Annotated in this window: 15 protein-coding genes; 5 read left to right on the top strand and 10 right to left on the bottom strand. The window is 46.1% G+C overall.

The features are described 5' to 3' along the window. Positions 1–38 precede the first annotated feature (38 nt). Genes Q365_RS25770 through hinT form a run of 5 tightly spaced genes read right to left on the bottom strand, consistent with a single transcriptional unit; the run spans position 39 to position 3,718 of the window. Positions 39–881, bottom strand: coding sequence for a phosphotransferase (locus Q365_RS25770; RefSeq protein WP_281173700.1), 843 nt, complete (start codon positions 879–881; stop codon positions 39–41). 5 nt (positions 882–886) lie between these two features. Further along, positions 887–1,477, bottom strand: coding sequence for a penicillin-binding protein activator LpoB (gene lpoB, locus Q365_RS0114725; RefSeq protein ID WP_028024066.1), 591 nt, complete (start codon positions 1,475–1,477; stop codon positions 887–889). A gap of 59 nt (positions 1,478–1,536) precedes the next feature. Beyond that, entirely contained in the window at positions 1,537–1,923 is a 387-nt protein-coding gene (locus Q365_RS0114720; RefSeq protein ID WP_028024065.1) for a YcfL family protein, read from the bottom strand. Further along, on the bottom strand, positions 1,923–3,368 hold the full coding sequence (locus Q365_RS0114715; RefSeq protein WP_028024064.1) for a COG3014 family protein: 1,446 nt from the start codon (positions 3,366–3,368) through the stop codon (positions 1,923–1,925). The genes Q365_RS0114720 and Q365_RS0114715 overlap by 1 nt, the downstream gene beginning before the upstream one ends. Next, positions 3,368–3,718, bottom strand: coding sequence for a purine nucleoside phosphoramidase (gene hinT / locus Q365_RS0114710; protein WP_028024063.1), 351 nt, complete (start codon positions 3,716–3,718; stop codon positions 3,368–3,370). The genes Q365_RS0114715 and hinT overlap by 1 nt, the downstream gene beginning before the upstream one ends. A gap of 433 nt (positions 3,719–4,151) precedes the next feature. Here hinT and Q365_RS0114705 point away from each other — a divergent pair, with 433 nt between their 5' ends. The 3 genes from Q365_RS0114705 to Q365_RS0114695 all read left to right on the top strand — a co-directional run bounded on the left by Q365_RS0114705 (position 4,152) and on the right by Q365_RS0114695 (position 8,560). Beyond that, positions 4,152–6,155: a methyl-accepting chemotaxis protein gene (locus Q365_RS0114705; protein ID WP_028024062.1), complete on the top strand. Its 2,004-nt coding sequence runs from the start codon at positions 4,152–4,154 to the stop codon at positions 6,153–6,155. A gap of 561 nt (positions 6,156–6,716) precedes the next feature. Further along, complete coding sequence (locus Q365_RS0114700; RefSeq protein WP_028024061.1) at positions 6,717–7,592, top strand: glycoside hydrolase family 17 protein; 876 nt, start codon at positions 6,717–6,719, stop codon at positions 7,590–7,592. A gap of 62 nt (positions 7,593–7,654) precedes the next feature. Next, on the top strand, positions 7,655–8,560 hold the full coding sequence (locus tag Q365_RS0114695) for a glycoside hydrolase family 17 protein (RefSeq protein ID WP_028024060.1): 906 nt from the start codon (positions 7,655–7,657) through the stop codon (positions 8,558–8,560). A gap of 280 nt (positions 8,561–8,840) precedes the next feature. Here the strand turns inward: Q365_RS0114695 and Q365_RS0114690 are convergent, their stop codons facing one another. Beyond that, positions 8,841–9,125: a YkgJ family cysteine cluster protein gene (locus tag Q365_RS0114690; RefSeq protein WP_081796275.1), complete on the bottom strand. Its 285-nt coding sequence runs from the start codon at positions 9,123–9,125 to the stop codon at positions 8,841–8,843. Between the two features lie 189 nt (positions 9,126–9,314). On the opposite strand from Q365_RS0114690, the gene Q365_RS0114685 reads away from it, so the two are divergent. Next, on the top strand, positions 9,315–10,025 hold the full coding sequence (locus Q365_RS0114685; protein WP_028024058.1) for a tRNA (adenine(22)-N(1))-methyltransferase: 711 nt from the start codon (positions 9,315–9,317) through the stop codon (positions 10,023–10,025). An 83-nt stretch (positions 10,026–10,108) separates the two neighbouring features. Here Q365_RS0114685 and Q365_RS0114680 read toward each other — a convergent pair whose 3' ends face one another. After that, positions 10,109–10,648 carry a dihydrofolate reductase family protein gene (locus tag Q365_RS0114680; RefSeq protein ID WP_028024057.1) on the bottom strand — a complete coding sequence of 180 codons (540 nt, stop codon included), beginning with the start codon at positions 10,646–10,648 and terminating at the stop codon, positions 10,109–10,111. 265 nt (positions 10,649–10,913) lie between these two features. On the opposite strand from Q365_RS0114680, the gene Q365_RS0114675 reads away from it, so the two are divergent. Then, positions 10,914–11,258, top strand: a complete 345-nt coding sequence (locus Q365_RS0114675; RefSeq protein ID WP_028024056.1) for a thiamine-binding protein — start codon at positions 10,914–10,916, stop codon at positions 11,256–11,258. An 80-nt stretch (positions 11,259–11,338) separates the two neighbouring features. Here the strand turns inward: Q365_RS0114675 and Q365_RS0114670 are convergent, their stop codons facing one another. The 3 genes from Q365_RS0114670 to Q365_RS0114660 all read right to left on the bottom strand — a co-directional run bounded on the left by Q365_RS0114670 (position 11,339) and on the right by Q365_RS0114660 (position 12,908). After that, positions 11,339–11,587 carry a DUF3297 family protein gene (locus Q365_RS0114670; protein WP_028024055.1) on the bottom strand — a complete coding sequence of 83 codons (249 nt, stop codon included), beginning with the start codon at positions 11,585–11,587 and terminating at the stop codon, positions 11,339–11,341. Between the two features lie 149 nt (positions 11,588–11,736). Continuing rightward, positions 11,737–12,183, bottom strand: a complete 447-nt coding sequence (locus tag Q365_RS0114665; protein WP_028024054.1) for a GNAT family N-acetyltransferase — start codon at positions 12,181–12,183, stop codon at positions 11,737–11,739. 44 nt (positions 12,184–12,227) lie between these two features. Next, positions 12,228–12,908 (bottom strand): haloacid dehalogenase type II, encoded by a 681-nt coding sequence (locus tag Q365_RS0114660; RefSeq protein WP_028024053.1) that lies wholly within the window; start codon positions 12,906–12,908, stop codon positions 12,228–12,230. Positions 12,909–12,926: the final 18 nt, after the last annotated feature.

The raw sequence follows: 12,926 nt of genomic DNA, 5'->3' as shown, positions 1-12,926 counted from the left end.
CACCGCTAGATTACCATCGTGATATATACACTGTTCAATCACGATGATGTCCGTTGCGCGTTCAACGTCTCGCTTAGCAGCAATGCGCGTTCTTGGTATATGAGAAGACCGTAGAGTTCAAACCCGAGCAAAAACCAGAGTAAGCCTAAGTAATTCGCAACGGGGACCCATTGCTTGCAGGTTGCCTGCCATAAACCAACATTCTGTATACGTCGTATTTGACAGTACCGATCCACCAAGGTTTCAAGATCAACGTCATTTGCGAAAGAGGTCATAACCAAATCCAGCGCGGGGTCGCCTAAAGCGGCATATTCCCAATCAATGATTTTCACTTCATCGTTAGGTTGCCTGATAAGGTTATACACACCCAAATCGTAATGACTAGTGGTCAATGGCAACCCACTCTTGAACGCATTGCGTTGAAAATGTTGATGGATAGCAACGACATCTTCAGTCAATGACTCCGTAGACAGACAACGGAAGTAATGCGCACCTTTCTCAAAAGGATCGAATCGATTTGCCAACGCTGGTAATGCATGAATCTTGGCTTGCAAGCTAGCCAGAGACGACAAAGAGATCGTCTCAACCACCTCTCCTTTGACCCACTCATTGAGCAGGCCTTCAGGGTATAGCGCAACTGGTTTCGACGTTAAACCCGCCGCCGACGCTATCAACAAGGCATCATGTTCATTTTGACGGCTCAAGCCAAATACTTGCGTAGGCCGACCGCTCGGCCGCCACACAAATTGACGTCCGTCAGAGGCTAACAGCTTCATACAGCGGTTGCTTAAACCGCCTTCCAGCCATTGTGCATCTTCAATAATAAAATGAGGCCGCAGTCGTTGTACGACTGCGGCCTTATCAAGCGCTATGGTCTGCAACAGTATTACCAACCAATCAGAGATTTAGACTCTTTCTTACGAATTTCAGTCTCGTCAGCCCATTCAATCAGGCCCGTTTCAATATCCATCAAACGCATCGTCATTTTGTAGTAGACGTCAGCATCGCTGCCGCTGCGCTTGTCGATGCTTGATAGGTTGCCATACAACATGTACTGCGCACCCACCATTTTACCGAACTGAATAGCGGTACCTGGGTTAACTAACGCATCGTTGTTTTGGAAATCCAACTGCTCACGAACGGCTTCCACACGAGTCATGTCCACGAAACGGAACTTGCCAGAGTTCAGCATGCGCGTGCTAATAGAATCAGTGATTGATTCAGTATCAATGTGCTCTGCAGTTTTGTTCTTGATTGACTCAACAAACACAATTGGTCGGCTGTCACGAGTGATTGCCGCGACTGAACCTGAGGTCAGCATGCTGTCAGTCATTTCGACAGCTATTTTTTGAAGATCCGTCGAGCCAAACTCGATCGTCGTCGTTTCTACTTCCTGAGCATCGCCGTAGCTCACTTTCTGTGAACACCCGCCCATGATGAGTGCGACACCCATCAGCGCAATCACGCTTTTATTCATTCTTCTCACCCGTCAAGTTGTCTATATTCGGTTGCTATTCATGTTTCATGAACAAAGTATTACTGCACGTTGCGCAGTGATACTCGAAAGTTCTTAGCTGCTGGGTTCAGTGCCACGCCTTGAAGCGTCACAGAGTCTTGACCGTAAATTGTAAACTGACGCCACGGAGAGCGGCCGCTATCAACTTCCAGTCCCTGCTCGTCATACCAATTAAAGCGGTATTGAAGGTTCTGTTCATCACTGCTTTTATTCGTGACCATCACTTGTGCGAGCAGACGGTCATTGACCTCGCTGGTTTTGGCATTGCCAAACTCCAAAGACTTGCCCAGTACCTCGTTACCCAAAACAACATTTTGATTACTGCTATCAATGCTAATTCCGGACGTATTATTCGCACACCCCGCCAAAAACAATGTTGCCGTTAGCAAAATAAGTGCAGATCGCATCATATATCTCCTAAAATCCCTTGCCAGTGCACGACGTTACCACCCTGTCGAGATAGCCATAACAATGTCGTTTTTCCCGATTCCAACGTTACATCAATGGATTGACCATCCACTGTTACAACGTGTTGGTTGCCAGAATACACGCCAGCGAACACACCCGCACTTTCGGGCAGTGTTTGCCAACTGCGTGTATCCGGTTGTTCTGTTAATACGTTGAAAATATTGGCCACAAGATTTCCAACACCACTTTCATCATTTTTAGACAAAGACTTACGCATTTCGTTTTTTGCCACAAGCCTTAATATCTGACGAACACTCATCGCTGGCATGGCTTCGCTAAGTGCATGTTGAGCCATTGCATTCACATTCACCAACGCAGACGGCGTTACCGTCATGCCATCTATACCGATAGATTGCTGAGGCTTAGCACTAAAAAAAGTGTAATACGGAAGTGCCAAACTGTAGGTTTCCAAATAGCCATCGCTATCTGTCAGCCAAATCGGCAAGCGCCAATCTTGACGTGCATTCACCACACCTTGTTCGTTAATTACAACAAGCTGAGATTGACTTCTGAGCGGACGTCGATAGTCGCCATAGCGCTTTTCAAGTAAATCCAATTCACTGTGACGACCTTGCTTGAACGCCACTCTCATTGTCGCATCAGCAATGTATTGATTATCGGGAGCAACCGTCAGCGCTCGGCTGTAATCAATGAACGCACCGTTAAGGTTGCCTTCGGCTTCATATAACAAGGCCGATAGATAAAACAGGTATCCGTTTTGTACCGCCCCTAGCTTATCACCCGCGTCAGGATAACGTGACAGTATCGCGCCAACGTTGTCTGAAATCCCGTTGGTTTTTGCCGACTTCGATGCATTTCGCAATTCCGCATCACGAATCTTACGGGCTTCTTCTTGCACCCTATTCGCGCGTCGAGACTCGACTAATGCCGCCGTCAAATCGCCGTCCTGCAAATACCCTAACATCAGGTACAGATGCAAAAATCCCAATTCATAATCTGGCGGCGTATAGGTCAATATGTTGTCGTTAGAAAGCAAAGCGCCTGCTTGGTTAAACCCTTCAGACACTTGAATCACAGCTTGCTTCTGTTGCTCAACCGCCGCAACGTCCGCTTGATCAAAACCTTCTTTACTCACGACGTTATCGCCAGCAAGTAGCGCTAATCGTCCGCGTTCCATGCCATCAAGTAGGTCACCGTCAACAGATTCAGGCAACGCATCTAACGCTTGCTCATATTGCCCCTGAGTTGCCAGCAGGTGCGATGGCTTCAATGCCGCAGAATAATGGCTAAACAAGCCTTGGACGGACAAATTGGCACAGCCAATCAGGCCAAGGCTAATGAGGCCTACCGCGATATTTTTTCGATGACATTGACTAAAAGCCCTACGCGTCATGGCGAGGGCTTTAGAGGAGTAATGATTCATTAACCGACAGTTATCGGGCCCAACGGGCGTCCACCAAGTAAGTGCATGTGTATGTGATACACCTCTTGGCCACCATAGTTATTGCAGTTCATGATCAAACGGTAACCGTCGTCTGCAATGCCTTCTTCTTCCGCCAGTTTGCGAGCAACCGTAAACATACGACCCATGGTCGCTTCGTCTTCAGCTTCGATATCATTAACGGTTGGGATCAGCTTATTGGGGATGATGAGCATATGGCTTGGCGCGCGAGGATTAATGTCTCGAAAGGCAGTAACAAGATCGTCCTGATAAACGATGTCTGCTGGAATTTCCTTACGAATGATTTTACTGAAAATAGTTTCTTCAGCCACGGGCAGCTCCAAATGAATGATTTCATGAAGGTCTAAGTATGCTAGAGACCAACAGATTGAGCAATAATGAACAGTGTTTTTATCAGTGCTAATCAAAAGGATTTCTCGAACTTTACGTTTCGTTACAAAACATGGCGACTTTTCAGCCAACCTCTGGCTGCACTTATCAATGATTAGCTACTTATTAATCATCTTCTCAACAATTTTGCGTCTCACTTCAAAGACTGGAAAAGCTAACCAAATTTAAACGTAAAGTTTTTGAAATACTTGCGGATGATAAGAATAGCGATGTGTTAGAAGTCAGTAATTAACTTTTATTAACGGTAGGTGGTTTGTTTGCAGCAAGTCCCCCTTCCGTAGCAACGACTTTTCGGCCTCAATTTAGGTCGTAATTCTGGGAGACATTAGCCCGTGGCTAGTGGGAGGAAAACAAATGGCTAAGAAGCGACAGAGTTCTGTTATACGTCGGATGTACGCTGGGTTTGCAGTGCTAGCAGTCAGTTTAGTAGCAACAAACACACTAAACATAAATAGCTCTCAAAACATTCATGAACAACTGGAAGTGGTTACCACTGAGGCTCTACCTCTAGTATCCATGTCCAATAAAGCCAGTGTGAGCTTGCTCGCTGCGGACAAAATCTTCAAAGACTACCTAACCAGCGGCACGGTAACCGCGAGTCAGGAAGTGCTTGAGCAATTTGAAGCAGCAAGACAAAAGTTCGATGTAAACCTTGGTAATCTTTATGAGGCCACCTCCAACCAACCTGAACTGGTTGGGCAACTTGAAGCCCTACGTGAGATTGAAAAGCGCTATTTCGAAGAAGCATCTATTGCAATGGGTAACTTCCAGCGTCAACAAACGGCAAAAGATAGTGGCGTAAAAGCCGCCCGTCAATTTCAACGCATGAACACGGCACTGGCCCTTGGCATGCAAGACTTTGTTGCCAATAACGGTTCCACAACGCTTAAAATCATTTCAAAAACCTACTTTAGAAAGCTACAGGAAACCGAAACTCACACCTCCGATGCACTCGCCAGTAATGACCTCAATGACGTTACCAAAGCCATTTCAGGCAATAGACGTAGCATTAAACAGCTGAACTATTCTTTCCGCTCTCTCACGTCTCAGCTGCCTGAGCTAAAAGAGAAGTTCCAGAAAGACCTCGACTCCTTTACATATGATGTGTCTAGAGAAGGCGGTGTTCTTGACCAGCACTACGCTTATTTGGTCGCAACCGGCGAGCTGTACGACAACATCGCCAACCTCGCCGCTGAAGTAGATAATGCGATGGCAATATTGGATCAATTCCGCCAACAAGCAGATGGCGTGATGATGGCCTCCATTGAACAAGCTAACACCTCATTCCAAAACGGCGTAAAACAGACCATCTTTATTGGTGCCTTAATTCTTGCCATTACTTTCTTCATTGGTTGGCACATCGCACGCAGTGTTCGCAAACCATTGAGTAGCACGTTGACGGTATTGGAAGCCATTACCGAAGGTGACATGACTCAGCGCATTGAGGTGAAGGAACACAACGAATTTGGTCAACTCGCTGATCACATCAATACGCTGGCCTCTAACCTTCAAGGCATATTGAAACAGTTACGCGATGCGGCAGAAGATCAAGCGCAGGTTGCCGCTGAGAACCAATCAACCACTCAAACGGCCAAAGAGCAGCTCAACGAGCAGCGCCAACAAACCACGGCGGTTGCGGCTGCCATGACGCAAATGGAACACTCCGTTCAAGATGTCGCCAGCAGCGCACAGCAAACGATGGACAAGGTGATGGAAGTGAGTGATGCCGCAGCCAAAGGTCGCGAGATCATGACGCGCAGCATCAGCACTACCCACCAGCTTTCAAGTCGCCTTGATGAATCGGTCTCCGTGGTATCGTCTCTCCAAGAGATGACCGCGAACATCGAAACCATTCTCGACGTGATCAGCAACATTGCTGACCAAACTAACTTGCTGGCGCTTAACGCAGCGATTGAAGCAGCACGTGCGGGTGACCAAGGCCGAGGGTTTGCCGTGGTCGCGGACGAAGTGCGCGTGTTGGCGAAACGCACATCTGATTCCACCTCTGAAATTGAAGAGATGATCAGCAAGCTGCAGACACAATCAAAAGATGCCGTGTCAGTGATGCAAGAATGCGTGACAGAGATGGGTAACAGCGTGACGCAAGCGTCTGATGCCAACTCTGCGATGGAAGAAATTGAAGCCATCATCATGATGATCAGCGACATGAGCAGCCAAATTGCCCAAGCCGCAACAGAGCAGCGCACCACGTCAGCCGATATCGCGCGCAATGTTGAACACATCAGCTTTATTGCCGATAACAGCTACAGCGCCATGCAGAATGTTGCTGGCGCCAGTGAGAGACTTGATAAACAAGCTGTGAGTCAAAACGAACTGGTTCATAAGTTCACCGTTTAAACGGTAACCCCATAAAAACGGGCACATCAATGTGCCCGTTTTTGTTTGCCTAGACGACGACAAAATCGCTCACATCTTCCATCTCTGCTCGGCATTAACCACTTCCATTCTGCTTACGGTCTATGCCCAAGCTCTTGCATTTTTTGCCGTTTCTTACGATGTATAGATAGATCATCAATTCCCATAAATTTCTGTGCAAAATATTCAATAACGGGTGAACGTATCATGCTCGATTTTCACCCCTTCCCTAACTCTCTGATAAGCCACCTCAACTGTTTGTTTTATAGACAAAGTTACTCCGCAATAAGAATCAACACACCTATGCGCTAGTGGAATAGCGCAAAAAACGACAAGTGTGATCCATGTTTACCTTCGCAATATTCTTGGTTGTGTTATGCGTCTCTTGTGGCAAAAATCAAAAAGAAAGCGCTTTCTTTTGTAGTTTGAATGCAACACGTTGGATAACTAACGAGACGAAAATCGCAACCATAAAATCATAAGTCACTGATTAGTAATGTGACATTGACGTTAGGATAGCAGCTATCCAAAGGGAGTTAGACAGTGTCGAGCAAAATGGCCTACCTGTACCAGCAAAACGGTGACGGGTTAACTGAGTTGAAAATGAAAACGCGCCAAATCGTGGATAACAAGATTCACGGTATTTCGTTCAGTCCTTATGTTGATGGACAAGGACCTGGCTCTGAAATTAGCGAGGCGCAAATTCACGAAAGATTGCAAATCATCGTCCCTCACGTGAATTGGGTACGTTCGTTTTCCTGCACAGAAGGTCACGAGAACATTCCAAGAATCGCCAAAGAATATGGATTAAAAACCATGGTTGGTGTTTGGATTGATCATGACAAAGAAAAGAATGAAATCGAATTCAACAACGCTATCGAAGTCGCCAAAGCAGGCCATGTCGATATCTTGGCCATTGGCAACGAAGTGCTATTGCGTGGTGACTTATCTGAAGACGACTTAATCGACTACATTGATCGCGCCAAAGCTGCCCTACCGAATGTTGAAGTTGGGTATGTGGATGCGTATTTCTTATTTGAGAACCACCCACGCGTGACGGATGCATGCCAAGTATTGCTCACCAACTGCTACCCGTTTTGGGAAGGCTGCCCGCAAGACTTCGCGGTGCCATACATGAAAGAGATGTATCGCCGTGTAATGAATGTCGGTAAAGGCAAACGGGTGATCGTATCTGAAACCGGTTGGCCAAATCAGGGCGTTGCTGAACGTGGTGCTGAGCCTTCAGAGATTAACGCACTGAAATATTTTGTTGATACCTATGCATGGGCAGAGGAAGACAACATCGAAGTCTTCTATTTTTCTTCGTTCGATGAAGCTTGGAAAGTAGAAGATGAAGGCGCCGTAGGCGCTTATTGGGGACTTTGGGACAAAGACGGCAACTTTAAGTACAACGCTTAATCTTCGCATTCTCTAACCGTCTTTTTCTATTATCTGGAAAAAAGGAAACAAGGTATATCGCTATGGAATACAGAAACGCTATTTGTTACTCAGGGTATCGAGAAGGTCAAAACCCTCGTGAAGGGATCTACCCGTCTTACAACCAAGTGAAAGAAGATCTACTGATCCTCTCTCAAAACTGGTCAGCCCTACGCCTATACGATTGCAGCACGCATGCACGTTTAGTATTGGACGTAATAACAAACGAAGGTCTGGATTTCAAAGTCATGCTGGGTGCGGATGTTGGCGCTGAGATGAATAACCCTGATTGTCCTTGGGGCGCACAATTTAGTGAAGAAACGCTGGCAGAAAATCGCAAAGCCAACGAGCAAGAAATCGAACGATTGATCGACCTAGCAAATGCCTACCCTGACACTGTTGGATATGTCTCTGTCGGCAACGAAGCCAGTGTTGAATGGACCGATCACCTGATCTCTGTAGAGAAGTTAGTTGAACACGTTAAGCGTGTTAAATCTGCGATTTCTCAGCCAGTGACCTTCTGTGAAAACTATGTACCTTGGACGTACAAGCTCGATGATTTGGTGGCAGAGCTAGACTTTATTTCTCTTCACACCTATCCGGTTTGGGAATACAAAACCATTGATGATGCGTTGGAATACACAAAGCAGAATTACTTTGCTGTCGCTAATCGCTACCCAGGCAAGCCTGTTATCATCACGGAAGCAGGCTGGGCTACCGCATCAAATGGCCGTGGTATTGACGAGTGGAACGCATCAGAAGAGTTGCAAGCGGCTTACTACGAGCAATTGTTGAACTGGACACGTGAAGAGAAGATCCTCACGTTTGTGTTCGAAGCGTTTGATGAGCCATGGAAAGGTGACTCCCACCCACAAGAACCAGAAAAACACTGGGGCTTGTTTAAGGTTGACCGCACACCTAAATTGGTGATGCAGGAGTTATTTGGTTAATACCAATCACAATAGGTAGGTGATCAGAAATAGCGTAGGAAAAATGCTCGAGAACAAGGCGGAAAATTTCGATAAGTAGTTATTCTACAACCAAATTTTCCAACGCAGTTATCGCGTATTTTAACAAGCTAGGATGAGCAGATATTTACTACGATTGGTATAATACCAAACCACCGCAAAATTCAGACACAAAAATGGGCAGATAAACTGCCCATTTTTTTTGCTAATCGCAAGCTGCGGCGGCTGACACGCCCGTCTAACTAGCAGAAGGAAATTAGGCTTACAGCCCTTTCCTTTCGTCTTTGCATTCCCAAGAACCCATTTCGAACTCTCGGCAAATCCACGGTCGGTTTTCATAAATCGTACACATGAATGTCTCGCGATCTAACGCAGAACACCAGCCATCGTCTAAACGTAACATGGTCTCTCCGCCCCATTGGTCGTAAGCAATATGCTCTTCAGGGACACCCGTGTCCGAGATGATCATCACTTCCAATCGACAACAACATGCTCGGCAGTTAGAGCATAATACTTCTGGCGTGACATTTTTAACGGGGATAGTCATAGACATCTACGGTTAACTCAATTGCCGCATAATACTTCAAAAAGCAGTGAAATCCTTCTAAATAGTGATGCAATATTTGATTGACGCCACCGTCGCCTTTTTTCACACCAAATCACTTCAAACCTACTTCGCTAAAAATGAGAAAAGCCTTACAATGCGCGCCCTTTTTACATCCCGTAGGCTATCTTCTTGAAACTCAGCAATAGATTGAAGCACATCGAACAGATGGTGACGTCGCGTTACACCCACATATGGGATTGCTGCTGTGACCACGGTTTTCTTGGTGCGGCTTTGTTGAAACGAGATGCTGCTGACAAGGTTCACTTCGTCGATATAGTGCCAAATCTCATGGCGACGCTAAATACGCACTTGAATCGACTCTATTCGCACATCCCGTCTCAATGGCAAACCCATTGCATTGACGTCGCCACGTTACCGCTGGCCGATTATAAGGGAACGCACTTAGTGATTATCGCCGGCGTCGGTGGAGATCTGATGAACGAGTTCATTAGCGCTATTCATCGCTCACATCCGGACATGGAAATTGATTTCCTGCTGTGTCCTGTTCATCACCAGTTTGCATTGCGTGAAAAGCTGATTGATATGTCATTTAGCCTAAAAGACGAAGCCTTAGTCGAAGACAACCAACGTTTCTATGAAATATTGCTGGTATCAAACCGCGCAAATGAACTGGCTCCAATAAGCCCTGTTGGTGACAAAATGTGGCATACAAACTGCGATGTTCAATCCCATGTTGCCCAAAAGTACCTCACCAAATCCTTGGCGCACTATTCGCGAATTCAACAAAGCAATGCTGCCACGGGCGGACATATCATTCAGGCGTATCAAACAGTCACCCTGAACAGAAATCAGATGGGATTGGAAAAGCATCTAGGATGATTTTAAAAGGGGCAGGATGATGTTAAAAGGGGCAAAACGCCCCTTTCTATGCGTTGTTGGGGGGAGCTAGGATAAATCGTTATCTACCCTTGCTGAGTCACAACGCGATACTTGGTTTTCACCAGCTGATTCAACAACACTTCTGAGCTTTCGAATTTCAACTGTACTTGGTTTTCTAAATCACCAAATAACGAGATCCCTTGCCCAAGCACAACAGGCACCGTTGTGACCGTCATTTCATTCAATACACCAGAACTCAGTGCGCTTTGAAACAGCTTACCGCCATCCAAGTAAACAGTATTGATACCTTGCTTTTGCAACTCAGATAACATGCTTGGTAGTTCGCCAGAAATAATATGTGCTTTTCCAGCCAGCTCATTCGGCACTTCCGTCAAGGCGTTACTCGCCACATACACGGGCTTATCATAAGGCCACATACCGAACGACAACACTTTTTCAAAGGTATTTCGCCCCATCAGCAGTGCATCAACCGAAGACATAAATTCAGCGAAACCAAAATCACTGCCTTCAGGGTTTTCAATCACTTCAAGCCAGTCCAGCTCACCGTTCACACCAGCAATAAAACCATCCAGACTCTGCGCCATATAAGCCACAATCTTCATTTAACACCTCAAAACGCACACTGCGAATACGACATTATCCGCCCATTTCTCGGAATACAGAAGCAGATTTACCGAAAGAAACTTTCAAGGCTAAGCCACCAGAACATGAATCAAAAAAGCACTCTCTCATGCGAAGTAAGGCGCGGTTTAACACGCCAGTAAAATAGCAATTGAACCAAGTAAAACAGAGCATTATTCACTGCTAGCACAAACACCAAAAACTGATAACATGCGCGAGATCTTCCCTATTAGAGAACGCTTTTTCATGTCAGTAAATAACCCCCAAGTCAAAGATGTCTATGTCGCATTCCAAGTCATTCCACGACTTAAAGAAGGCAATAATTTTGAAGTGGTCGATAAGGCTATAGAGGTGGTGAAAGCCGCTAATGTGCCTTACCAAGTTGGCGCAATGGAAACCACGATGCGCGGCGAGCTAAATCAATTGCTTGATATCGTAAAAGCCGCCCAGCAAGCGTGTTACGACGCGGGTGCGCTTGAGGTGATTACCAACATCAAAATCCATAGCAAAACTGAAGCTGCCACAGATACCTTCTGCACCTACGATCGAGGTGTGACTAAGGCGAACCATATGTTTGTCGATAAAGCATAAAACAGGCATAAAAAAAGAGAGCCTAAATGCATTAGGCTCTCTTTTCAAAAGGTTCCCTTTTTACAAAGGGTCGGTCGGGATTAGCTGTAGTAAGCTTCAACCGTGCCTTTTAGTGTGATCAAAAGCGGTTGACCGCGACGATCTAGTGCTTTCGGAGAAGGAATTTTCACCCAACCTTCGCTGATGCAATATTCTTCGACATCGAAACGCTCTTTGCCGTTAAAGCGAATACCAATGTTGTGCTCGAAACACTCAGCAACATGGTGTGGGCTGCGTGGGTTGCCTGATAGGCGATCCGGCAAAGCTGGAAGCGAAGTAGTGTCGTTCATGGTCATGACCTGTAAATGTAAAAGTGCGACATTGTAGACAATATGCCTTTCGCGCTCAAGATACTGCGTTATAAATCGTTGCAAGCACTCTGTAAGCAACAAAGTGCAAAACGGCAGCACCCACAGTGATGGCGATACGTGAATGTCCGTTAAGGGCGAACCAATGTCATGGGCACAAAACGTATCCCGTTAAACGATGCTTCATCTCCTGCGGTTTCAAAACCGACATGCTCATAAAACTGCACGGCATTAACCGACGAACGTAAACGAATTTCCTTTTCAGTCGTCGAATTCAACAACGAAGTGAGCAGCTTTCTTCCTAGCCCAGTCCCTTGGCAGGATTTAGACACAAACAGGTGCGTAACGTAGTTGCCATCTCGAAGCGCGGCAAAGCCCACCACTTCCCCATCATGATCAGCTTTTATCGTCGTAAACTGGCTTTCATCAAAGGTCGTTTGAATATCTGGCAGTACACGAGTCTTGTATTCTTCTCTTCCTTGCGCATTGAACAACGGCAATACGTCATGCTCTGACACCGTCGCGATCAAGGTCTGCACCGCCGCCACATCACTAAGGTTTACTGCTTTAATCTCCATATTCCCTTCAAATATCCCTGCATTATGATTTGATGATAACGGACTTAAGACGATGAATAAATGGCAATAATTTGTTCAACAATGCCATCCATAGTGGCGGATTGAATATCTGGTTTTAAATAGAGCGGATGATATGGAACGCCAGAACGATCGATATACGCGGCTTTCAGACCAGCGGACAATGCGCCGTGGGTATCCCAATCATGTGTTGCAACAAGCCGAAGGTCGCCAACTGAAACGCCAAGAGTACGAGCAGCAAACTCGTACACCCTCGGGTCGGGCTTGAAACTGCCCGTTTCTTCAACCGAGATGATTTCATCAAAAACTTGGTCTAACCCTGAGTTTCTCATTTGGGCGGAAATGAGGTTCAGTGAAGAGTTTGAAAATGCCACGGTTTTAAATCCGTGTGAGCGCAAGGTCTCTAAAGCGCCTCTAATATCTGAATGCGGTTTTAGATTCGCGAACGCTACCAGCAACGCAGTGCGCTGGGTATCAGTGAGTTCAACATGGTATTTGGCGGACATGGAATCCAGTGCCACACCGGCCAGTTCTGCAAACTGGGTTTGAACCTTAGTGGAGATACACACAGTAGAAGCATGCAGCAAGGTGGAAAACCATCGCGGCAGCGCTTCATCACTGCCAAATGCCTCACTAAACGCTGGCTTCAGTGAATTCAGATTAAGTACGGTTTCATTGATATCAAAAAGTACGATTTCTTTGTTCATAACCCGTCCCTGCATTGA

The sequence above is a fragment of the Enterovibrio calviensis DSM 14347 genome (assembly GCF_000621165.1).
Taxonomy (GTDB): Bacteria; Pseudomonadota; Gammaproteobacteria; order Enterobacterales; family Vibrionaceae; genus Enterovibrio; species Enterovibrio calviensis.
The sequence above is the reverse complement of the archived record's forward strand: the minus strand, read 5'-3'. Positions and strand labels throughout refer to the sequence as shown.